Annotated in this window: 21 protein-coding genes; 7 read left to right on the top strand and 14 right to left on the bottom strand. The window is 62.0% G+C overall.

What is annotated here, in order from left to right:
- Positions 1 to 22: 22 nt before the first annotated feature.
- Genes GTQ41_RS03375 through cpaB form a run of 6 tightly spaced genes read right to left on the bottom strand, consistent with a single transcriptional unit; the run spans position 23 to position 6,440 of the window.
- Positions 23 to 907 carry a type II secretion system F family protein gene (locus GTQ41_RS03375; RefSeq protein ID WP_047291073.1) on the bottom strand — a complete coding sequence of 295 codons (885 nt, stop codon included), beginning with the start codon at positions 905 to 907 and terminating at the stop codon, positions 23 to 25.
- Between the two features lies 1 nt (position 908).
- Complete coding sequence (locus GTQ41_RS03370; RefSeq protein ID WP_047291072.1) at positions 909 to 1,793, bottom strand: type II secretion system F family protein; 885 nt, start codon at positions 1,791 to 1,793, stop codon at positions 909 to 911.
- 18 nt (positions 1,794 to 1,811) lie between these two features.
- Complete coding sequence (locus tag GTQ41_RS03365) at positions 1,812 to 3,080, bottom strand: CpaF family protein (protein WP_041068020.1); 1,269 nt, start codon at positions 3,078 to 3,080, stop codon at positions 1,812 to 1,814.
- Positions 3,077 to 4,267: a pilus assembly protein gene (locus GTQ41_RS03360; RefSeq protein ID WP_047291071.1), complete on the bottom strand. Its 1,191-nt coding sequence runs from the start codon at positions 4,265 to 4,267 to the stop codon at positions 3,077 to 3,079. The genes GTQ41_RS03365 and GTQ41_RS03360 overlap by 4 nt, the downstream gene beginning before the upstream one ends.
- Positions 4,264 to 5,487 carry a type II and III secretion system protein family protein gene (locus GTQ41_RS03355; protein ID WP_047291070.1) on the bottom strand — a complete coding sequence of 408 codons (1,224 nt, stop codon included), beginning with the start codon at positions 5,485 to 5,487 and terminating at the stop codon, positions 4,264 to 4,266. Before GTQ41_RS03355 ends, GTQ41_RS03360 begins: the two co-directional genes overlap by 4 nt.
- A 20-nt stretch (positions 5,488 to 5,507) precedes the next feature.
- Complete coding sequence (gene cpaB / locus GTQ41_RS03350) at positions 5,508 to 6,440, bottom strand: Flp pilus assembly protein CpaB (protein ID WP_047291069.1); 933 nt, start codon at positions 6,438 to 6,440, stop codon at positions 5,508 to 5,510.
- Between the two features lie 344 nt (positions 6,441 to 6,784).
- Between cpaB and GTQ41_RS03345 the strand changes: the two genes are divergently transcribed.
- The 3 genes from GTQ41_RS03345 (at position 6,785) to GTQ41_RS03335 (ending at position 7,797) form a co-directional block, all read left to right on the top strand.
- Positions 6,785 to 6,991, top strand: coding sequence for a Flp family type IVb pilin (locus GTQ41_RS03345; protein WP_047291103.1), 207 nt, complete (start codon positions 6,785 to 6,787; stop codon positions 6,989 to 6,991).
- Positions 6,992 to 7,110: 119 nt separating this feature from the next.
- Positions 7,111 to 7,323, top strand: a complete 213-nt coding sequence (locus tag GTQ41_RS03340) for a Flp family type IVb pilin (protein WP_041068032.1) — start codon at positions 7,111 to 7,113, stop codon at positions 7,321 to 7,323.
- Between the two features lie 66 nt (positions 7,324 to 7,389).
- On the top strand, positions 7,390 to 7,797 hold the full coding sequence (locus GTQ41_RS03335) for a response regulator (protein ID WP_047291068.1): 408 nt from the start codon (positions 7,390 to 7,392) through the stop codon (positions 7,795 to 7,797).
- Positions 7,798 to 7,857: 60 nt separating this feature from the next.
- Here GTQ41_RS03335 and GTQ41_RS03330 read toward each other — a convergent pair whose 3' ends face one another.
- Both GTQ41_RS03330 and GTQ41_RS03325 read right to left on the bottom strand, forming a co-directional pair.
- A complete protein-coding gene (locus GTQ41_RS03330) occupies positions 7,858 to 8,643 on the bottom strand; it encodes a response regulator transcription factor (RefSeq protein WP_041068038.1) in 786 nt (261 codons plus the stop codon).
- 118 nt (positions 8,644 to 8,761) lie between these two features.
- A complete protein-coding gene (locus tag GTQ41_RS03325) occupies positions 8,762 to 9,232 on the bottom strand; it encodes a prepilin peptidase (RefSeq protein ID WP_047291067.1) in 471 nt (156 codons plus the stop codon).
- 76 nt (positions 9,233 to 9,308) lie between these two features.
- Here GTQ41_RS03325 and GTQ41_RS03320 point away from each other — a divergent pair, with 76 nt between their 5' ends.
- Both GTQ41_RS03320 and GTQ41_RS03315 read left to right on the top strand, forming a co-directional pair.
- Positions 9,309 to 9,755, top strand: coding sequence for a TadE/TadG family type IV pilus assembly protein (locus GTQ41_RS03320; RefSeq protein WP_047291066.1), 447 nt, complete (start codon positions 9,309 to 9,311; stop codon positions 9,753 to 9,755).
- A complete protein-coding gene (locus tag GTQ41_RS03315; RefSeq protein ID WP_047291065.1) occupies positions 9,752 to 12,499 on the top strand; it encodes a PAS domain-containing protein in 2,748 nt (915 codons plus the stop codon). The genes GTQ41_RS03320 and GTQ41_RS03315 overlap by 4 nt, the downstream gene beginning before the upstream one ends.
- On the opposite strand, the gene GTQ41_RS03310 is transcribed toward GTQ41_RS03315, so the two are convergent.
- The 5 genes from GTQ41_RS03310 to GTQ41_RS03290 form a co-directional block, all read right to left on the bottom strand.
- Positions 12,496 to 14,499 (bottom strand): pilus assembly protein TadG-related protein, encoded by a 2,004-nt coding sequence (locus tag GTQ41_RS03310; RefSeq protein WP_047291064.1) that lies wholly within the window; start codon positions 14,497 to 14,499, stop codon positions 12,496 to 12,498. The two genes, GTQ41_RS03315 and GTQ41_RS03310, sit on opposite strands and share 4 nt — an antisense overlap.
- 252 nt (positions 14,500 to 14,751) lie before the next feature.
- The gene (locus GTQ41_RS03305) at positions 14,752 to 15,309 is read right to left on the bottom strand and encodes a DUF4136 domain-containing protein (RefSeq protein ID WP_047291063.1); all 558 of its coding nucleotides are present in this window, start codon (positions 15,307 to 15,309) and stop codon (positions 14,752 to 14,754) included.
- Positions 15,310 to 15,360: 51 nt separating this feature from the next.
- Complete coding sequence (locus tag GTQ41_RS03300) at positions 15,361 to 15,972, bottom strand: DUF4136 domain-containing protein (protein WP_217325418.1); 612 nt, start codon at positions 15,970 to 15,972, stop codon at positions 15,361 to 15,363.
- A 12-nt stretch (positions 15,973 to 15,984) separates the two neighbouring features.
- Positions 15,985 to 16,734, bottom strand: a complete 750-nt coding sequence (locus GTQ41_RS03295) for a methyltransferase (protein WP_041068058.1) — start codon at positions 16,732 to 16,734, stop codon at positions 15,985 to 15,987.
- A complete protein-coding gene (locus GTQ41_RS03290; protein WP_007951009.1) occupies positions 16,734 to 17,036 on the bottom strand; it encodes a MazG-like family protein in 303 nt (100 codons plus the stop codon). Before GTQ41_RS03290 ends, GTQ41_RS03295 begins: the two co-directional genes overlap by 1 nt.
- Before the next feature lie 239 nt (positions 17,037 to 17,275).
- Between GTQ41_RS03290 and GTQ41_RS03285 the strand changes: the two genes are divergently transcribed.
- Both GTQ41_RS03285 and GTQ41_RS03280 read left to right on the top strand, forming a co-directional pair.
- Positions 17,276 to 17,569, top strand: coding sequence for a hypothetical protein (locus GTQ41_RS03285; protein WP_007963021.1), 294 nt, complete (start codon positions 17,276 to 17,278; stop codon positions 17,567 to 17,569).
- A 152-nt stretch (positions 17,570 to 17,721) separates the two neighbouring features.
- Positions 17,722 to 19,071: an MATE family efflux transporter gene (locus GTQ41_RS03280; RefSeq protein WP_047291061.1), complete on the top strand. Its 1,350-nt coding sequence runs from the start codon at positions 17,722 to 17,724 to the stop codon at positions 19,069 to 19,071.
- Here GTQ41_RS03280 and GTQ41_RS03275 read toward each other — a convergent pair.
- Positions 19,065 to 19,940, bottom strand: a complete 876-nt coding sequence (locus GTQ41_RS03275; protein ID WP_047291060.1) for an alpha/beta hydrolase — start codon at positions 19,938 to 19,940, stop codon at positions 19,065 to 19,067. The two genes, GTQ41_RS03280 and GTQ41_RS03275, sit on opposite strands and share 7 nt — an antisense overlap.
- Between the last annotated feature and the right edge of the window lie 7 nt (positions 19,941 to 19,947).

Raw genomic sequence — 19,947 nt, 5'->3', positions numbered from 1 at the left:
CAACGCTCTCCATGAGCCCACGTCAGTTTGCAAACGCCCGGGTAATCGCGGTGAACCCCGGGCCGGCCAGTACGATCAGCAAGGCAGGAAACAGAAACAGCATCATCACCACCGACATCTTCGCCGACATCTTCGAGATGTATTCCTGCAGTCGGGTCAGGCGCCGGTCGTCGAGCAATTGTTTGAGCGCCAGCAACGATTTCATCGCCCCGCCGCCCTGCTGAATCAGCTGTTGCAGGATCACGCAGGTGTCGGTGAACTCATCGACGGCGAGCATCACCGAGGCCTTGTTCAGCTCCTGCCCCAATTCCAGTCCCGAGTCGACCCGGGCCAGAATCAGGCGCAGTTCGCGGGTCAGTTCCGGCAGCAGTTTCTGCCCTTCACTGCTGAGCACGCGCAGGGCCTGTTCGACCGCCATGCCCGACTCGAACAGGATGCGCAGCAACGGGATGAACGTGGAGATTTCCACGGCGATGGTTTTCTGCCGACGCCCGGCGGCGTAAGCCAGCAAGCGCTTGGGCACCAGGTAACCGGCACCGGTGGCGAGCATCGGCACGATCCAGCGGTTGGCGGCGTGGGGGAAAAACACTTCCTGCAGAAAGATCGCCAGCCCCAAAACCAGCAGCGGCGTGCCGATCTGGCACGCGGCGTACAGCGAACGCTCACTGGCGCGGCGCCAGCCGAGGCGGCTGAGCAGGGTCTGGGTTTCACTGTCGATGCTCACCGAACGCTGGCCGAACTTGCTGTTGCCCAGCGCTCGCAGCCAGTTGCCGAAACGGCTCTCACGCACCAGATGCCCCTGCAACCGCTGGTTGACCTGGCGCACCCGACGCCGCTCCGTCAGCAGGTGATTGACCACCAGCAACAGGGCGCCGAGCAGCAGCATCAGAGCGGCGAGATAGACCATGTCAAACACTCCGCAACATGCGCCACAGCGCCAGGCAGCCGGTCACTTGCAACACCACGGCGATGATCAACATGATCCGCCCACCGCCGTCGTGCCACATGCCAAGCATGTAGCCGGGGTTGGTCAGCATGAAGTAGCCCACCAGGATCACCGGCAGCGAACCCAGCACCCAGGCCGTCATACGCGTTTCGCCGGTGAGCGCGCGCAGTTGCCGGGCACCTTGGTCACGCTCGCGGATCAGCTTGATCAGGTTCTCCAGCAACTCGCTGGCATTGCCGCCATAGCGATGATTGACCTTCAGGCCGAGGGCGAACATGCGCAATTCGTCCTGTTCATAAAGCTCGGCAAAGTCACTGACCGCATCCGGCAGATTGACGCCCAGTTGCACGTTGCGTTGCACCCGGCCCATGGCTTCTTTCAGCGGATCGTCACTCGACTCGATGCCGCCCATGACCGCGTCACTCAGGGTGCGGCCGGACTTGAGACTGCGCACGGTGTAGTCGAGCAACTGCGGTAACTGCTCGATCATGCGTTTGATCCGCCGGTGGTACCGCCAGGACATGTACACACGCAGAATCAGCGGCGGTGCCAACAGCATCGTCAGCAGACCGATCCAGCTCGCCAGCAGATACCCGAGGGCAATGGCCATGCCCCACAAGGTCAGCCACAGGCCGAAACGTTCGTTGGGACGGCCCAGCCCCGCACGCAGGAACATGCGTTCGAACCCGACCCACGCCGGTTTCTGGGCAACGAGTTGTGGCTGGCCTGCCGCAAGGCGATTGAGCACCCGTTCGTTGCCGCTCTTGTGGATACCGTGCACGAACAGCCAGATCGACAGCCCGAGCAGAATCAGACAAAGCAGGATGAGAATGGCCGGTCCGATCATGATGTGCGTCCCCTGCTCTCAGCTCAGGTTCATCTCGTGGCGCAACTTGTCGCCCGCCGGATTGACCGCTTCGCGCAGGAAGCCGAAACCGGTACGCCGATCAAGGCGAAACAAGGTGTTGGTGACGTAGACGTCTTCGCGGATGCCGACCACTTCCACCACCTCACTGACACAACGGCGGCCGTCCGGCATGCGGGTCAGCTGGATGATCACGTCGAGGGCGGCGCAGATCATCTGGCGCAGGGTGCGCTCGGCGATCGAGCGTCCGGTCAGCCCCACCAGCGTCTCCAGACGCAGCAGCGCATCCTGCGCATTGTTGGCATGCACGGTGCTCATCGAGCCGTCGTGGCCGGTGTTCATCGCGGTCAGTACATCGACCACTTCGACCCCACGAATCTCGCCGAGGATGATCCGGTCGGGACGCATGCGCAGGGCGTTGCGAATCAGGTCGCTGGCCTTGACTTCACCGTGACCCTCGGCATTTGGCGGGCGGGTTTCCAGGCGCACGACATGCGGGTGGCCAAGCTGCAATTCGGCCACGTCTTCGATGGTCACCAGACGTTCGTGGGGGTTGATCAATTGGCTGAGGATGTTCAGCAGCGTGGTCTTGCCGGTGCCGGTACCGCCGCTGATGAGCACGTTGCAGCGCTTGCCCACCGCCTCTTGAAGAAACTCGAAAATCGCCAGATCGATGGTCTGCATCGCCATCAGGTCACTGCTCTTGAGCATGTCCTTGCGAAACTTGCGAATCGACAGGCACGGGCCATCGAGAGCGATCGGCGGGATGATCGCGTTGACCCGACTGCCATCCGGCAGGCGGGCATCGACCATCGGCGAAGACTCGTCGAGGCGTCGCCCGAGTGGCGCGAGAATCCGCTGCATGACCCGCTCGACGTGATGCGCATCGATAAAGCGCAGGTCACTTTGATGCAGCACACCGTCGCGCTCGATGAACACCCGGTGCGGGCCGTTGACCAGAATCTCGGTCACCGACGGATCGCGCAGCAGCACTTCCAGCGGGCCGAAACCAGTGAGTTCGTCGACGATTTCTTCGGCCAGGCGCTCCATCTCATAACGGGAAATCGCCAGGTGCAGACGGGCGATGTATTCGGCGACCTTGTCGGTGACAAATTGCGCCAGCAACTGGCGCGAGCCTTCCAGCAGGTTCTTCCCCGACTCTTCGATGGCGTCAATGATGTAGCGATGCAGGACCAGCTTCAGGCCTTCGTGATCGGTGTTGCCGGTCGCGCCGTGCTGCACCGCGCCGAACAGTTTTTCCGCGCTCATGAGGTGCCTCGCAAGCGGTCGAACCAGGTGACCTTGGGTTTGGCCAGGCCTTCGGAGCGCTTGGCCAGACGTTCGCCAAGGGTCCGCAGGCTCTGTGTGATTTTTTCCCGCGGGGCCAGTTCGAACAAGCTGACGCCCTGGTTCTTGGCGTTCAAGCGCACTTCGGCGTTGGCTGCCAACACCGCGATCACCTCCAGGTTGAAGGTCTTGCCAAGGGTTTCGGCGTCCGGGGCGACGCTGCTCAAGTAACCGTCCACCAGCAAGCGTGCGTGGTCGAGTTTCATGCCTTTCTCGCGCCACTGGTTGAGCACGGCAAGGTTGCGACGGCAGTTGAGCACGTTCTGATCGGTGTACCAGATCAGCTTGTCGCAATGGCTGACAAACGTGCGCAAGGCTTCACTGTCGGACTGCCCGGTGAGGTTCACGACGATGTGCTGGAAGTGTTGACGCAAGGCGCTGAGCAACATGTACAGCTCGGCGGCACTGGTGCTGTCCAGCGGCTCGTCGCTGCTGGCATACGCCAGAATCCGCAGCCCCGCTTCAGCGCTGGTGAAGGCACTGTCGATCAGTGTCGCGTCGAGCCTGCGCAAGTGACGCAAGGCATCGCCGAAGTGGAACGAACTCTCGAGCCCGAGCAGCGCCAGGCTGTCGCCCCGGGGCAGGCCCAGATCCAGCAGCAAGGTTTGCTGACCGCTCTTTTGCACCACCAGCGCCATGTGATTGGCCAGCAGCGCTCCGTCGGAATTGCTCTGGGTGCCAAACAACACGGTGAGGCCACCCAGTTGGGTGTTGGTGGTCACCGGTGGCAGGCGTTTGTTCAGGCGCCGCACCAGCCCGGCGACCTCACTGGCCCGCGAACCGTACGCGACGAAATCCCGGGCGCCGGCACGCATCGCATTGAGCACCAGCTGGTTGTCCATGCCATCACCCAGAGCAACGATGGCGAGCATGGGTTTGGCTTCCAGCGCACCTTCGATCAACGCACTCTGCGCCACCACGTGATCACGGTCGAGGCCGACGAACACCAGGCTGGCGAAGGTGACATCGACCAGCGCCAGCAACTCGTCCAGGCTCCCGGCCCCGGCGCTGACCACCTGGCCCAGGGGCGCGAGAGCGCCTTGCAGCCACTCCAGATCGGTGCTGTTACGGGTGATCGCAAGAAAGGTCTGGCTCAGGTTCTGGTTCATTGGGACAACCCACTGCGCTTGTCGAAGTTGCCGTTTTCGAGGAAGAACATGCGGTAGAAATTCGGGTCGTAGTTGCGCAATTTTTCGCCCGGCAGCGACGGCAGCTGCGCATCGGCCGCCAATGGCTGCACCAGGTGCGGGGTGACGATCATCAGCAGTTCGCGCTCCTCGCGCTTGATCTGCGAATCACGGAAAAACGCGCCGAGCACCGGGATATCACCCAACCCCGGAAACTTGTTCACTTGCGAGGTGTTGCTGGTGCTGATCAAGCCACTGATGACGAAACTTTCGCCGTCGGCCAGCGATACGCTGGTATCGGTACGGCGTACGGTCAGGGCCGGCACCGGGGTGCCGGCGATATTGATGGCGTTGGCGTAATCCAGTTCGCTGACTTCCGGCGCGACCTTCAGCGCCACGCGATTGCGGTCGATCACGGTCGGCGTCAGGGTCAGGCGGATGCCAAACTCCTTGTACTCGATGGTCACCGTATCGCTGCCGGAACTGGGCACCGGAATCGGGATTTCGCCACCGGCCAGAAAGCTTGCGCTCTGCCCGCTCAGCGCGACCAGACTCGGCCGCGCGAGGGTGTAGGCAAAACCGCTGCCTTCCAGCGCATTGATGATCGCCATGGTCTTGCCGCCGATCCAGGAAAAATTGAACTGGCCGTTATTCACCGGCAACTTCGGTGTCGGCACACCACCGACATCGGGCAGCGTGCCGGGCGAGCCAAACAGAAAATTGCCGCGTACGCCGATCAAAGAGGCCGTGGCTTCCTTGAGTTTGGTGCGGCTGACTTCGACGAAGCGAATGTCGGTCTGCACTTGCGAAGGCAGCGTCGGGTCATCGGAAGGCAGTCTGCTGGTGCTGGTCAACGCCGCCGTGGCGCTGCCTTGCACGAACACCATGCTCTGACGCGGCTCACTGGAGCACGCGGTCCAGACCATCAGGCTGGTGGCGCCGGGGGCCACGCCAGTGAGCAAAAAAGAAGCGCTGCCGGTGTCATGCACATCAGCGATCTTCGGATCACCGATGGCCACCCGGGTGATTGCCACGGGCGACTGGATGTCCTGCTGGAACCCTTCGCCGATCTCGATCACCGGCGGCATGCGACCGAGCGCCGAGCAATTGCCGGTGGCCGCGATGGCCGCGTTCATCGTCAGTCCCATCAGTATCAAGGCCGGGACTACCGGTTTTAATAACGGCCTGAATCGACTCTGCATGCACGTGGATCCTTGCTCAGTCATGGGGCTTGTTGGGAAACCTGATTACCGCGGATCACTTCCATCGGCTTGCGTTCATGACCACCTGAGGACGGCGCTTTCGGCGCGGCGCCCAAGGCCAGTTGCGTGAACTGGAAGAGTTGGCTGTTGGCGTTATCCAGGTGCGCCGGCGCCTGCTGTTCACCGGCCCAGTATTTCGCCAGCCGCTGCTCTTCGCTGCTGCGCACGGCCAGACGCAAAGTGCCGACCTGGGTGGCGAGCATCATCCGGCTGAGCAATTGTTCGGGTACGGCCAGGACCACGGTGCGCGCAGCGATCCGGCGTTGATCCTGTTTGAGTTTGTCGTCGGCGCTGAGGGCCGGATTGGCGGGCTGGCCGTCGTTGGTCAGGCCGTATTGTTCACCCACGCCAAGCACGCGCATGGCCGGTACGACGATTTGCGCTGACTGCTGCAGATTGCTCGCATCCTGGCGCAGGTAAAGCAGCACATCGACATAATCGCCGGGAAGCAGTTGCCCGGCAGCGCCGATCACTTCATCCACGGCCACCGTCAGAGCGCGCTCGTCGCTGTGGATCATCCGCGCCAGTGAGCCACCCGCCTCGAAGCTTTCATCGTTGAGCCAGGTGCCGGCGCTCAAATGCCGCCACGGGGTACGGCCCACTGCCTGATCAACACTGGCAAGGCTGCCGGCCGGCGCATTGCGCAATTTTTCCACGGTCACATCGGCAGCGGTCAGCGGAGTGAACGGCGGAACATCGTGCAACAACACGACCACGGGCTGACGGGTCTGATCTTCGGCGGCGGCGACGGTTTTTTCCACCACGACGGGCGCAGCGGCAGGCACCTGGGCAACCGGAGCCGGTTGCCGACTGAGTACCAGGCCCCAGTAACCGACGATGATTGCGCCCAACAGCAGCACGGCTGCAAGGCCCATGGTGACGCGACTGTTCATGACGGCTCTCCCTTTCCTGCTGCACCGACAGCCTGTACTTCCTGCCGAGAGAATTTTTCGCGATCAGGCAGCTATGAACATGCAACGATTTCGCTATTTCCAAGCTAGCTGATACGAGCCAAAACGCCATTAGTGACAGGAAAATAACTCACTAAAGTATGAGTCATGGCCAATTAACTGTAGGGATTGGCTCAATTAACAATCCGGTTAATCCTTTGTGATTAATCCGTTCTTACAGTTGTTGACCGGGGGTTTGTTGACAATGCTCTGATAGCACGGTGAAAGCATGCCGCTGTAGCGTTGGATCGGCGCCAGAGGCGCGAAGGAGTGGACGTATGTTTCGGATGATCATCGACTATCTACTGGCCAGGGCCAGGCTGCTGTGCAGAAGTGAAGAAGGTGCGTCGGCCATCGAATACGCGATCGTGGTGGCAATGGTGGCGGTGGTGGTCGTGGTGTTTGTGACGCCCATCGGTGACAAGGTGCTGGCCATTTTCAACGTGGTGCTGACCAAGCTCGGTGGCACGGCACAGGTCAGAACGACGCCTTGATCAACATCCCTCCCGTCGTCCAGTGTCCGGGCCCATGCTGACCAGCAGCAGCGCTCAGACACTGGCAAATCTTCGGATTTCACAAGTCCGATCACCCGCCGTTACGAAGGAGAATGTCAATGATCCTCGAATATCTGATATTGCGCCTGAGGTCGTTTCTGGCAAGTACAGAGGCTGCATCCGCCATCGAGTATGCAATCGTGGTGGCGATGGTAGCGGTCGTTGTGGTGGTGTTCATCACACCACTGGGCGCGAAAATCTTTGCGATTTTCAATAGCGTCCTGGTATCCCTCGGCGGCACCGCGCAGACCGCTCCGGTGCAAACCCCCTGATGTGAGTCGCGTCCAGCGAATGTCGCGCTACACTCGATTGCACTTTCAGCTTTTCAGGGACTGCCCATGACTGCTTCCTCACTCCCCCGCCAACAGTTGCTTCTGGTTGACGACGAAGAGGACGCGTTGCTTGAGCTGGCCGAGCTACTGGAGGGCGAGGGCTTTGTCTGCCACACCGCCACGTCGGTGAAACTCGCCCTGCATCACCTCACCCGCCATCCGGATATTGCCTTGGTCATCACCGATCTGCGTATGCCGGAGGAGTCCGGCATGTCGCTGATCAAGCGCCTGCGCGAGCACACGTCGCGCCAGCATCTGCCGGTGATCGTGACCTCCGGACATGCCGATATGGAGGACGTCAGCGACATGCTGCGCCTGCAGGTTCTGGACCTGTTTCGCAAGCCGATCTACCACGTGCGGCTGCTGGAAACGTTGGACAATCTGTTCCCTAAACCGAAGACGCAGGTCGGGTAATTCTCTTGAAGTGTTTTTGGAAGAATTGACTGCCTGCCCGTGGAAGGCAGGCAATCGCGATCAGTGTGCGGTTACACGCTGACGGGCGGCCGAAGCACTGGGCGACAGCGCCAATGCCAACTGTGTGCGGTTGTGCATGTGGGTCAGGCGCAATACCTGGGAAACGTACAGTTTCACAGTGTTTTCAGTGATGCCCAACTCGCAGGCAATCTGATAGTTGGTCTGCCCTTTGCCCACCAGCCGCGCCACATCCAGTTGCCGTGGCGACAACTGATTGAAGATCGCCGGAATCTCCTGCTCGGCTTCGGCGCTGTCGCCACCGAGCATGTCTTTGACCACCGCCGCCGGGTTGCGCCGGACCTTGTCCAGGTCCTGGTAGAGATCGTCGATGGATTCCGAGAGAAACTGCAGCTTCTGGTTAAGGTGGCCCAACTGCACATTCTTGTGCCGCTCTTGCAGGGCCGCTTCCTGACGCTTCACGCCTTCGAGCAGTTCATCCAGCTCGATCGGCTTCTGATAGTAATCGGCGATCCCCGCGCGCAGGGCCTTGATCACGTCCTGTTTATCGGCGCGGCCGGTGAGCATGATCGCTTCGAACACCCGGTGTTTGCCGCAGATTCGTTGCAGTTCCTGCACCAGCTGAATGCCGTCCATGTCCGGCATGTGCAGATCGCTCAGCACCAGGCCGATTTCCGCGTCTTCGCTGAAACGCTCGATCGCCTGCGCACTGGATTCACACGGCACACAGCGGTACCCGCTGCTTTCGAGAAACTCGCACAACTCTTCGACGATCAACGGCTGATCATCGACCACGAGCACTTTTACCGCCGACGTAAGCTTGTTCACGAACCACTCCATTGCTCGGGCCAAAGCTGACTTTTTCTGCACTTTGGCAATGTAACGACTTCATTTGAAAGTAGACGCACTTTCCGACTATGTACATAGAACTAGTGGCACCTGGCGACTAATGGATCCAATGAATCGAAGCCAGTACGCCCAGCAGCACGAACGGTGCAAATGGCAGCTTCTTTGACACTCCAGGCTCCATATATCGAAGATGTTCTCTAAGTCGTTGACTCATATGAAGCCAGACTCTTGGCGCAACAAGCAGCCAGAGCAGACTGGCGACGCCGGCGCCGATAAACGCACAAAGAATGAATAAACCGTTCGTCGCAAGGCCCATGGCTGTCATTAGTTTCACATCGCCGGCCCCCATGCGCCCCATGAAGTACCCCGGCAGGGTCAACACCAGAGCGATCACGCCCGCCCACAGTCCCTGCTGCGCTTCGGCACCGAGCCAGGTCGTGCCATTCACCAGCAGATAGATCAGCGCCAGTGCTCCCGCGCCGAATGTCAGTGCATTGGCGATACGCCGGTGTCGGGCATCCTGGACGGCGCACACGGCCAGCCAGATCAGGAGAACGAAACTCTGCATCCGGTTAAATCCCGTCCGATTTTGCTGATTGATTCTATGCTGATACTACGCAGTGAACGTCAGGGTAGACGCAGTCATGAAAACCGGCTTCGCAAAATCACAGGCAGGCGCAGTGGCGATCGAATTCGCCCTGGTATTCGTGATTTTTTTTGCCGTGTTCTACGCGCTGGTCAGTTACAGCCTGCCGTTTGTATTGATGCAGACCTTCAATGAGGCGACATCCGAAGCGGTGCGCCGCAGCGTCGCAGTCGACCCCAACACGCCCGGTTATGCCTCCGTGGTGGTGAGCACTGCCAACACCGCGTTGACCCAGCAGTTGCAGTGGGTGCCACCCGCGCTGAACCTGGTGGTCGGCGTCGACACCTCAGCGGTGTATGACGCCACTCAAGGTACGCTGACGGTCAGAGTCGATTACCCCACCAGCAAGCTCAATCAGGTCATTCCGTTTCTGGTGCTACCGGGCGTGGGTGCCGTGCCGAGCCTGCCCGCCACCCTCTCCGCCGCGTCGAGCCTGAAATTTTGACCTCCGGCGACCATCTGTTCGGACGCCTGCTCAAACGTGCGCCCGCGCCCGCCAGTGAACTGCCCGACCACCTCGGCTCACCGCCGCAGGGTTTGCACCTGCACCTGGATCACGACGGCGGCGTACTGCAGATGGCCGGGCCGTTACGTCATCTGTTGGCGCAACAGCCGCCCCACGATTCGCCGCTGCCGTTGGCGGCCTATTTACTCGCCCACAGTACGCTACCGATCGAAGGCCGGCCGCAGGACTGGCAAGGGCAAATGCTCGACCTGGATTTCCCCGGACTCAGTGACCAGACCCTGCATTTGCGCGGCTGGGTGCAGCCTTCGGCGGCGGGCTGGGTATTGCAACTGATGGACATCGGCGACCTGCTGCTGGAGCGCCAGCAATCGCGCCACCGCGAATCCTGTCAGGCCCTTGCCGGGCAGATCAGCGACCACCTGCGCACCTGCAGCCTGATGCGCCTGCCGGTGGTGCTCAGCGAGCAGTTGCAGGCCATCGCCCAGCGCTGGCGAATCCCGTGCCTGGCCATCGCCCTGCTCGACGAACAGGCACAGGGCTGGCAGATTTTTCAACACTATCGCGCCCACGATGCCCCCATGCTGTGGCAGGACAGCCAGCGTCTGGGCACGCCGCTCGACAGCCTCAACGGCAGCGCACCGCAGCGTCTCGGCGCGCATCACGGTTTGTTCGAACACTCGCGCGTTGCAGCGATCTTCGGCAACGCCGATGGTTTCGCCGTGCCCTACAGCGATGATCGCGGGGTGGCGGCATGGCTGCTCTGTGGTTTCTATACCGTGGACGTTGTCGCGCCACACCTGAGCGACCGCGACTGGATGTCACTGACCGGCGCGCTCGCCGGCCCGCTGCTCAGCCGTCTGCGGGATCAGCAACATCATCACTACACCGAGCGCCTCGAGTCGCTGCAAACCCTGCTGGGTACCGGCTGGTGGGAAATGCTCGGGGACTACGTGTTGCTGGCGCCGTCGCTGCTCGCTGCGCTGCCGGCGGACAGCGCGCGAATCTCGCTGCAAGACTGGCTGGGGCTGATTCATCCGGCCGACCGCGAAGAACTGCGCAGCCGTGTGCACGCCCTGCAACTGCACGGCGAGGCCCTGAGCCTGAGCGTTCGTCTGCACCGCAGCGAATCAGGACAAACACCGCTGTGGTATCGCGTGCAAGGTCAGGTCGCCGGCAGTGGTGAACAGCGGCGCCTGGTGGGGTTCATGCTCGACATCAGCGACAACCGGAACCAGCAGCAGCGAGCCGAAGCTGCGCACGCGCGACTGGACAACCTGATCGCCAGTTCGCCAGCGGTGATTTATGTGCAGCGCTACGTCGAGGGCGCGCTACGTCCCGATTTCTTCAGCGCCAGCTTGCAGCCGCTGCTGGGCTGGACGCCGGACGAGGGCATTGGCACTGACTGGGTGCAATTGATTCATCCTGAAGACCGCGATCTGTATTTGGCCCGTACCCGCCAACTGCTGCGCGAAGGCTCGGTGCGCGCGCGCTTTCGTTTACGCGACGCGCGCGGCGAATACCACTGGCTGCTCGATGAAGCCAAGCTGCTGCGCAATGACCTGGGCCTGCCGGTCGAAGCCGTCGGCCTGTGGCTGGACGTGACCGAAGCGACCCTCGCCGCCGAACAGGTCAAACAGAGCGAAGAGCGCTACCGGATTCTGGTGGAAGACTCGCCGGCGATGATTTGCCGTTATCGTCCGGATCTGACCCTGACCTTCGGCAACCGGCCGCTGGCGACTTATCTGGAATGCTCGCCGGAGCAATTGCCGGGGGTCGATCTGGGCAGCTGGATGTCCGACGAACAACGCGCGGCCTTCGTGCAACGCCTGGCGCTGCTGACTCCGGAGCTGCCGGTGAGCACCGCCGAAATCAGCCTGCAACTGCCCGGACGCGAACATGCCTGGTGGGTATGGTCCGATCGCGGGGTGTTCGATGAACACGGGCGCCTGCTCGAAGTGCAGGCCGTGGGCCGCGACAACACCGAGGTACGCCGCTCGCAACAGCAACTCACACAAAGCGCGAAAATGGCCACCCTCGGCGAAATGGCCACCGGCCTGGCCCACGAAATCAACCAGCCGCTGAACGTGATGCGCATGGCCATCGTCAACGTGCTCAAGCGTCTGGGCAACGGCGATGTGCAGATCGACTACCTGACCGACAAACTCAATCGCATCGACGCCCAGGTGCAGCGCGCGGCGAAAGTGGTCGATCACATGCGCGTGTTCGGTCGCCGCTCGGAGGTCGAGCAGCAACTGTTCAATCCGGCGTCGGCCATCGAAGGGACGCTGTCGTTGCTCGCCGAAGGCATGCGCGGCAAAGGTGTCGACCTGCGGATCAGCGAAACCGGTTTTAGCGTGCAGGTGCGCGGTTATGTCGATCAGCTGGAACAGGTGCTGATCAACCTGATGGTCAATGCCCGCGATGCGCTGCTCGGCAAACGCGAGAAGGAGGCGTCATTCAAACCCTGGATTTCGATTTACGCCGAGCGCGATGAAAGCAAGGTGCGGCTGTGGGTTGAGGACAACGGTGGCGGCATCGACCCACGTTTGCTGGAGCGGATTTTCGAACCGTTCTTCACCACCAAACCGGTGGGCGTCGGCACCGGTCTGGGGCTGTCGGTGAGCTACGGCATCATTGAAAACATGGGCGGCCATTTGAGCGTGCGCAACTCGCTGGAGGGCGCACGTTTCTGCATCGAGTTGCCGATAGCGCCGGACGTCTAGATCACCAGATAAGCCTTGCCGGTCTGACCGCAGGTCATGTTGGCGCCGACGTCGACGTCCATCAGGTTGATGCCCAGGCTTTTCAGCAGGTTGTTGAGCAAGGGGTCGAGCAACGGACTGACGAGGTTGGTAATCAGTGGCTGCAAAATCGCCGTGACATCACTGATCAGGCTGGCCACGCCAGTGACGATGGCGCCCAGTGGATTGCTGCCCTGCGGTTTGTAAACGATCAGATTGATCCCCGCCAACGTGTTCGCCAGGCTGTTGACGATATTGCTCGACGGCGCCGCAGAGATCACGCTTGGCGGCAGTTTGAGGTTGGCCGGCGTGGCGAACGGCGTGCTGCTGGAATACAGCAGATCCTGAGCGTTTTGCGCGACACTGGTGTTGACCATGATCGCAATACCGCCCGCCCCGTACTGCACGTGGGTGCTCTCGTCGCAACTGCCAATGCCGAGGATCTTGTGGCAGGTTACGGTGCCAAGATCGACCAGTGGCAACGGTGTGACCGTCGGTTCGGCGAGTGAGGAAAAGGCATTGGTCGGGTCGATCTTGCCGACCTTGAGATCCGCGATCGAGGTGAGGGTATGGGCGGTCAGACTTTTCGTGCCCGCAGTGCCCGGGCCTGCCGGGCAGCTGTAATCGGTGACGTAGCTGACCGCCCCACCGGCATCCAGGGCGATGTCGATTTGCGGCGATGGCAACAGCAGCGGATCAAGCTGTTCGCAACCGGCACCCAGCAGACAACCGACCGAGTTGAGGGTCGCCACCAGATTCAGACTCAACAGCGCATTGAGAGTCGGGGTCAATGTTCCGACCAGCCCCAATACGGCATTGGTCAACCCGGTCACCCCGGTCAGCACCGGCAGATTCACCGAGAGCAGCGTGCGAATCTGCGCCGTGCGCACGTAAATCCGGTCCGGCCCCAACGGATTGGCCTTGGCCCGCGCCGGATCGCCAATGGCCGAGAACTGCGGCGGCTCGATCACCTTGACCCGCACCGTGACATTGGCCAGCCCCAGCACGCTGATCGGCAAGGTCGCAGCCACCGCGCTCTTGCTGTTGGCCAGTTGCACCACGCCCTGAATCAATTGCAGCAGTTGCAGGTTGGCATCCAGCCCGGCCGCTGTCGTGCCGGTCTGCAACTGCAGGATGTCGCCGAGCTTGACCGGCGCCGCATTGATCGCCGCAACCTGCAATTGCCCCAGCGCAGTGATCACCGTGGCGGTCGCGCCGTTGAGCTGCACCACCGTCGCGGCCGCCTGAATCAGTTGGGTGACCGTGGCCTGGGTGTTGAGCAGTTGCGTGTAGTTACCGGCAGCGACGTTGAGGTTGATTGCCAGTTGGTTGAGGTAGCTGAGCAGGTTGATGTCGGTATTGAGCAGGCCATCCCAGCCCAGTGCCGTGAGGTTGACGTTGCCGCCGAGCAGCCCGGAGAACAGCGGATTGAGGATGTTCGATTGTGCGGTGTTGATGCTCGCAAGGTTGCTGCGGATGTTCAGTTGCGCGACCGTCGGCGTCGGCTGGGCGGCGACAGCCGAAGCATTCAGCGTGGTGTTCAGACTGACCGCCGAGCCCGTGAACAGCGCTTGTACCCCACCGGCAAAACTGGTGGTCACCGTGCGACTGGCAGCGACTTTCACCGCCGTCGACTGCGTCGCATCGGCAGTGAACGCGCGCAGTCCGGTGGCGGCGGTCTGCACGCTGCCGCAAGTCGTCACCAGCGTGTTGTTGCCATCGACGGTGTAGCCATTGCGCACGGCGCTTTGCCCGGCGTAAGTCGCGGCGCTGAGGCCTGACTGGCAGTTGCCGCCGCGACTGACCGCCTCCAGCGCCGCACTGTCGACCACCCGCTGCAACTTGCGCTGCTCCATGTACAGCCGACCGGTGTCGACCACCAACAGCATCAACACCAGCGCCAGACTGAGGGTCGCAGCCGCCATCAACCCGATCGCCCCGCGTTGCCGGGCCGGGCCGTTGAACTGCGTACGAGGCGACATGGCGCACTCCTTTGCCGGCGCGTTGCCGAGCGCTACCTCCGATGGTGGGTTTGAGTGTAGACGGCGCTAGTGGCAACGCGCCATTTGGTGCTGCACAAAACCCTGCAGACCTCGCCTGCTCGCGAATGCGCTGTGTCATTCAACATGGAGGTGGCTGACACGCCGTCTTCGCGAGCAAGCTCGCTCCCACAGGGGATTTGTGACGGGGCAAAAAAACGGGAGCCTCTTGGGCTCCCGTTTTTTTACGGCGCACTAGTGCGGTGGATAGTTGGCCAATATCCGGCTGACGGTTTCGCGCACCGCGTTGCTGCGATCCTGCGGATTCGGCGTGCTGCTGAGCATTTGCTCGTCGCTGCCGCGCCACACCAGTTTGCCGTCCTTGCCGTCGAGCAGGTCGATCTGGATCGTTGCCACCTTGTAGGTGATGTTGCGGGTTTCGTTGTACATCGGCGCGCCCCAGTAACCGTTCCACGGGCCGCCCCAACCGCCGCCGTAGTTGGTGGTCACTTGCTGCTGGCGATCTTCGACGATCAGGTAGGTCTGCACACTCAGGTCACCCTTGGCCCCCGCTGCGGCGGGACGCAAACCGCGCTGGTCGAGCTGATCACTGACGGCCTGGCGGATGCGTTGCTCGGTCAGGTCGCTTTTGATCCGTGGATCATCCGGGCGATATTGCAGCGCGGGTTCTTTCCAGCTCCAACTGCGATAGGCGGCGAAGTCGCGGCTGGCGTCAAAGTCGTGATTGACCTGGTTGGCAGCGCAGGCACTGAGCAGCGCGGCCATGGCCAGTAAAGCGAGACGACGGAACATGGTTGTTCTCCGGTTGAAGGCCTGAACCTGCGAAGCGTTCTCACCTGAAGTCTAGCTCGGCGGATAGGCCGACAGGGCTTTTTCCAGAGCCTCGCGAATGGCATCGGTGCGCACCAGTTGGCTGCCCTGGTTGGCGGTTTCGGCGCTGGCGCTCCACACCGGTTGCCCGGTGCCGGCGTCGAACAGATTGACCTGCACCACCACGACCTGCTCCTGATAGGTGCGAACAATCGGCACAGTGTTATACATGCCGTAACCGTGTCCGTAGCGATCATAGCCACCGTATCCGCCGTAGTAGCCGTAGTCGTCCTGCACCTGACGCAAGCGGGTTTCCAGACGCAGGTTGGCGCCGACCAACAGGTCGGCCGGTCGGTTGTCGTGCAACGGCCGCAATCCGCGCTGATCCAGCGCATTGCTCACCGCTTCGGCCACTTGCGCCGAGTCGGCCCACGCCGTGCCCGGCGGCAACTGGCCGTTGAGCCAGGCCCAACTGCGATAGCGCCCGTAATCGCGTGGCGGTGCCGGATAAGCACTGCGATCAAAGGTGTTGGCCGCTTGCGGCGGTGCCGGCGGCAACGGCCGTGACTGCGCGACGTACGGGTTGCTGCCCTGGCAGGCGGCCAGCCCCAGGCAGATCAGCAATAAACCGGATTGAGCTTTCATGCGATGCTCCGATCAGATCGGCCGGCAGATCCAGTGCAAGTAACGCCCAAGCCCGGCGAAGCTTGGGTGGCGACGGTGAGCGAGCTCCATCTCCAGCAAATCCACGAGTTCGGCGCGGGCCTGGAATTCCACGGGCATGTAGTCGTGAAAAACCCGGATCCCGCTCTGGGTTTCGACCTGCCACAACCCTTCGAGTTGCGTTGCCAGCTCCCGCGGATCAAGCGGCTGCTGCGGGGTCAGGCTTTGCTTTTCACCGGCCATGGTGTTTTTGCGCATTTTCTTGAAATGGCCTTTGAGCAGGTTGCGATAAATCAGCGCATCCCGGTTGTAGAACGCCAGCGACAGCCAGCCGCCGGGGCTGGTCAGCTGATGCAGCACTGGCAGGATCGCATGGGGTTCGGCCAGCCATTCGAGTACGGCGTGGCAGATCACCAGATCGTAGGGTTCGGTGAGCTGACCGAGCAGCTCCTGCCACGGCGCCTGGATGAACGTCGCGCTCTGCCCGGCTTCGGCGAAGCGTTGACGAGCCCCTTCGAGCATCGGTTCGGCCGGTTCGGTGAAGGTCACTTGATGGCCACGCTCGGCCAGCCACAGCGACATGTGGCCCAGGCCGCCACCAATGTCCAGCACGCGCAACGGCCGGTCCGGCAACGCTTCGGCCAGGTCGGCCTGCAACACCGCCAGGCGAATCGCGCCTTTGGCGCCACCGTAGATTTTTTCGGCGAAACGGGTCGCCAACTGATCGAAATGCCGGTCGCTCATCAGCTGAACCGCCGTTCGCTGTCAGCCAGCTTGCTGCGCACCACTTCATTCATGTCCAGCCCCAACTCGCTGCACAGCAGCAACAGATACAGGACGATGTCACCGACTTCCTGCCCGGCATGCGCCAGTTTGTCCGCCGGCAACTGGCGCGACTGGTCTTCGGTCAGCCACTGGAAAATCTCCACCAGCTCGGACATTTCCACGCTGGCGGCCATGGCGAGGTTTTTCGGACTGTGAAATTGCCGCCAGTCATTACGGTCGCGGATGGCGTGCAGGCGTTCGGTCAGTTCAACAAGGTTCATCGGGCTCTCCTGAAGGCGTATAGCTTCGGGGGGATACGCGTTGAAGGCAAGGCCCACGTAGGAGCTGCCGCAGGCTGCGATCTTTTGATCTTGCCCCTGAAAATCAACAGCCAAAGATCGCAGCCTGCGGCAGCTCCTACAGATTTTCCGTTCGGCGCGGCATTGGGCCATACTCCTGTCAGGGAACTCGGCCACCCGCGTTGTGGCCCAAGGCTCAGCTCTTTCATCAGGATGCACACATGCAGGTAGAAAGCTTTTTCGAATGGCTCGGCCAGGCACTCGGTTCAATCATCCGCTTCATCGTCGATGGCCTCAGCGGCCTGTTCAACATACTGAGCAACGCTGGCGGCAATTTTGTCGATGGCCTGGCGAAGACGCTGGGCATGGACACCTCGATCATCAGCATCCTCGCGCTGATTGTCGGCCTGATGCTGCTGTGGTCGGCGATTCGCGCGTTCATGAATGCGTCGATCATTGCCGGGATCATCTGGCTGCTGTTGGGGTTGTGGTTGTTGAGCTGGATCATCCATTAGCCCTTGTGGGAGCGAGCCTGCTCGCGAAGGCGTCAGATCAGTCAAAACTGTTCTGAATGACACACCGTTTTCGCGAGCAGGCTCGCTCCCACATTGGTTTGCATCGCAGGCCGCATGAATCGCTACAATCCCCGCTCCCCCAAGGAGCCCGCATGTCCAACCTGATTGCCGACTGGCGCGACCGCCCGACTCACCGCAAGGTCTGGGCGCTCGCCGCGCCGATGATTCTTTCGAATATTTCCGTACCGCTGGTGGCGCTGGTCGACAGCACCGTCATCGGCCACCTGCCCCACGCCCATCAGTTGGGCGCAGTGGCGGTCGGCGCCAGCCTCTACACCTTCCTCGCCTGGACCATGGGCTTTCTGCGCATGGGCACCACCGGGTTTGCCGCCCAGGCCGCCGGGCGCAGCGATGGCGCGGCGTTGCGGCAGATTCTGTTGCAGGGTTTACTGCTGGCGCTGGGACTGGCAATCGTGCTCGGCACGCTCGGCGTGCCGTTGAGCGGCGTGGCCCTGCACGTCATGCAGCCGTCGGCGGAACTTGATCAACTGACCCGCGAGTTCTTCCACACCCGGTTATTCGGGCTGCCCGCAGCGCTGGCCAGTTACGCCCTGGTCGGCTGGTTCCTCGGCACTCAGAACGCCCGGGCGCCGCTGGCGATTCTGCTGAGCACCAACCTGATCAACATCGCTCTGAACCTGTGGTTCGTGATTGGCCTGGAATGGGGCGTGGTCGGCTCGGCCCGGGCCTCGGTGATCGCCGAGTGGAGCGGTGCCCTGCTTGGCCTGTGGCTGACCCGTGGCGCCTTGCGCGCCTATCCCGGGCACATCGCCTGGGCGGCCTTGAAGTTGTGGCAGAACTGGCGCCCGTTGCTGGCGGTCAACCGCGACATTTTCATCCGCAGCCTGGCGCTGCAATCGGTGTTCTTCCTGATCACCGTGCAAGGCGCGCGTTTGGGCGATGCCACGGTGGCGGCCAATGCCCTGCTGCTCAACGGCCTGCTGCTGACCGCCCATGCGCTGGACGGTCTGGCGCATGCGGTCGAAGCCTTGTGCGGGCACGCGATCGGCGCCCGCGATCGCCTCGCCCTGCGCCGCTCATTGGTGGTGGCCGGCGGCTGGTCGTTGTTGGCCAGCCTCGGATTTGCCGCGTTGTTTCTGCTGGCCGGGCATTTGTTCATCGAAATGCAGACCGACATCCAGAGCGTGCGCGACACCGCGTTCATTTATCTGCCGTATCTGGCGGTGTTGCCGCTGATTGCGGTCTGGAGTTATTTGCTCGACGGCCTGTTCATCGGCGCCACCCGCGCCCGGGAGATGCGCAATGGCATGCTGCTGACCGTCGCTCTGCTGCTGCCGTTTGCCTGGGCGCTGCAAGGGTTGGGCAATCACGGGCTGTGGATAACGTTCCTGCTGTTCATGATCTTGCGCAGCCTGACGCTCGGCGTATTGGCCCTGTGGCTGCGCCGCGACGACGGCTGGTTCAGCGGCGCCGCTCACTGAGCCGGCGTGTGTTTGACGAACGCGACGACCTGCTCAAGCACCGGCGCCAGGTGCCGAAGCGGCCGCGACAGGCTCGCCACCAGCGTTACATGACTGGGGCGCGAGTAGTACAGATCCTGCACCGGCACACCGGCCTCGCGCAGTTTGCGCGCCAGGCCTGCGGTGTTGCGCGTCGGATTGACCAGATTATCTTTGGTCGCAGCGATCAGCAGCGCCGGAGGCTCGCCCTGCCGGACATGGTTGATCGGCTGCGATTGCGGCGGTGAGTCAGGCCAGAAGAATACCGGGCGCACATCGGCATTCTTGATCGGCAGAAAATCGTACGGCCCGGCCAGGCCGATCCAGCCGCTGAGGTCTTTCGACGACATGCCCACCGCACCGAGCAGCGCAGGGGCGAGCGCCAGCATCGCCGCATTGTAGGCCCCGGAACTGTGGCCCATCAGGAACAGGCGTTGCGGGTTGCCGGAGAACCCGCGGATATGCGCCCGGGTCCAGGCCACCGCCCGCGCCGAGTCTTCAAGAAACAACGGATAGCGCACTTGCGGGTACAGCCGATAATCCGCCAGCACCGCGACGATCCCCCGCGACGCCAGCGCCTCGCCAACAAAGGCGTAATCGCCACGATCACCGCTGTTCCAGCTGCCACCGTAAAAAAACACCACCACCGGTGCGCCCTCCAGTGGCTGGCGTGGCACGTAGACGTCGAGCTTCTGCCGTGGATCTTCGCCGTAGGCAATGCCCGCCGTTCGCTGGAACGTGTCATCGGGTGTCAGCGCATTGAGCACCTTGACCGGCGAACACCCCGACAGCACCAGCAGCAGGCACCCGCCGAGGATTGAACCAAACCGTTGCCACAGCGGGTTTGTCATGGGTGCC

This window comes from Pseudomonas sp. AN-B15 (assembly GCF_019056475.1).
Taxonomy (GTDB): domain Bacteria; phylum Pseudomonadota; class Gammaproteobacteria; order Pseudomonadales; family Pseudomonadaceae; genus Aquipseudomonas; species Aquipseudomonas parakoreensis.
The sequence above is the reverse complement of the archived record's forward strand: the minus strand, read 5'-3'. Positions and strand labels throughout refer to the sequence as shown.

What these genes read in the sequence shown, in the direction of transcription:
- GTQ41_RS03375 (WP_047291073.1), bottom strand. Translation starts at nt 907, where the DNA reads ATGGTCTATCTCGCCGCTCTGATGCTGCTGCTCGGCGCCCTGTTGCTG.
- GTQ41_RS03340 (WP_041068032.1), top strand. Translation starts at nt 7,111, where the DNA reads ATGATCCTCGAATATCTGATATTGCGCCTGAGGTCGTTTCTGGCAAGT.
- GTQ41_RS03355 (WP_047291070.1), bottom strand. Translation starts at nt 5,487, where the DNA reads ATGCAGAGTCGATTCAGGCCGTTATTAAAACCGGTAGTCCCGGCCTTG.
- GTQ41_RS03370 (WP_047291072.1), bottom strand. Translation starts at nt 1,793, where the DNA reads ATGATCGGACCGGCCATTCTCATCCTGCTTTGTCTGATTCTGCTCGGG.
- GTQ41_RS03275 (WP_047291060.1), bottom strand. Translation starts at nt 19,940, where the DNA reads ATGACAAACCCGCTGTGGCAACGGTTTGGTTCAATCCTCGGCGGGTGC.
- GTQ41_RS03365 (WP_041068020.1), bottom strand. Translation starts at nt 3,080, where the DNA reads ATGAGCGCGGAAAAACTGTTCGGCGCGGTGCAGCACGGCGCGACCGGC.
- GTQ41_RS03335 (WP_047291068.1), top strand. Translation starts at nt 7,390, where the DNA reads ATGACTGCTTCCTCACTCCCCCGCCAACAGTTGCTTCTGGTTGACGAC.
- GTQ41_RS03305 (WP_047291063.1), bottom strand. Translation starts at nt 15,309, where the DNA reads ATGTTCCGTCGTCTCGCTTTACTGGCCATGGCCGCGCTGCTCAGTGCC.
- GTQ41_RS03345 (WP_047291103.1), top strand. Translation starts at nt 6,785, where the DNA reads ATGATCATCGACTATCTACTGGCCAGGGCCAGGCTGCTGTGCAGAAGT.
- GTQ41_RS03295 (WP_041068058.1), bottom strand. Translation starts at nt 16,734, where the DNA reads ATGAGCGACCGGCATTTCGATCAGTTGGCGACCCGTTTCGCCGAAAAA.
- GTQ41_RS03360 (WP_047291071.1), bottom strand. Translation starts at nt 4,267, where the DNA reads ATGAACCAGAACCTGAGCCAGACCTTTCTTGCGATCACCCGTAACAGC.
- GTQ41_RS03285 (WP_007963021.1), top strand. Translation starts at nt 17,276, where the DNA reads ATGCAGGTAGAAAGCTTTTTCGAATGGCTCGGCCAGGCACTCGGTTCA.
- GTQ41_RS03300 (WP_217325418.1), bottom strand. Translation starts at nt 15,972, where the DNA reads ATGAAAGCTCAATCCGGTTTATTGCTGATCTGCCTGGGGCTGGCCGCC.
- GTQ41_RS03325 (WP_047291067.1), bottom strand. Translation starts at nt 9,232, where the DNA reads ATGCAGAGTTTCGTTCTCCTGATCTGGCTGGCCGTGTGCGCCGTCCAG.
- GTQ41_RS03290 (WP_007951009.1), bottom strand. Translation starts at nt 17,036, where the DNA reads ATGAACCTTGTTGAACTGACCGAACGCCTGCACGCCATCCGCGACCGT.
- GTQ41_RS03320 (WP_047291066.1), top strand. Translation starts at nt 9,309, where the DNA reads ATGAAAACCGGCTTCGCAAAATCACAGGCAGGCGCAGTGGCGATCGAA.
- GTQ41_RS03310 (WP_047291064.1), bottom strand. Translation starts at nt 14,499, where the DNA reads ATGTCGCCTCGTACGCAGTTCAACGGCCCGGCCCGGCAACGCGGGGCG.
- cpaB (WP_047291069.1), bottom strand. Translation starts at nt 6,440, where the DNA reads ATGAACAGTCGCGTCACCATGGGCCTTGCAGCCGTGCTGCTGTTGGGC.
- GTQ41_RS03280 (WP_047291061.1), top strand. Translation starts at nt 17,722, where the DNA reads ATGTCCAACCTGATTGCCGACTGGCGCGACCGCCCGACTCACCGCAAG.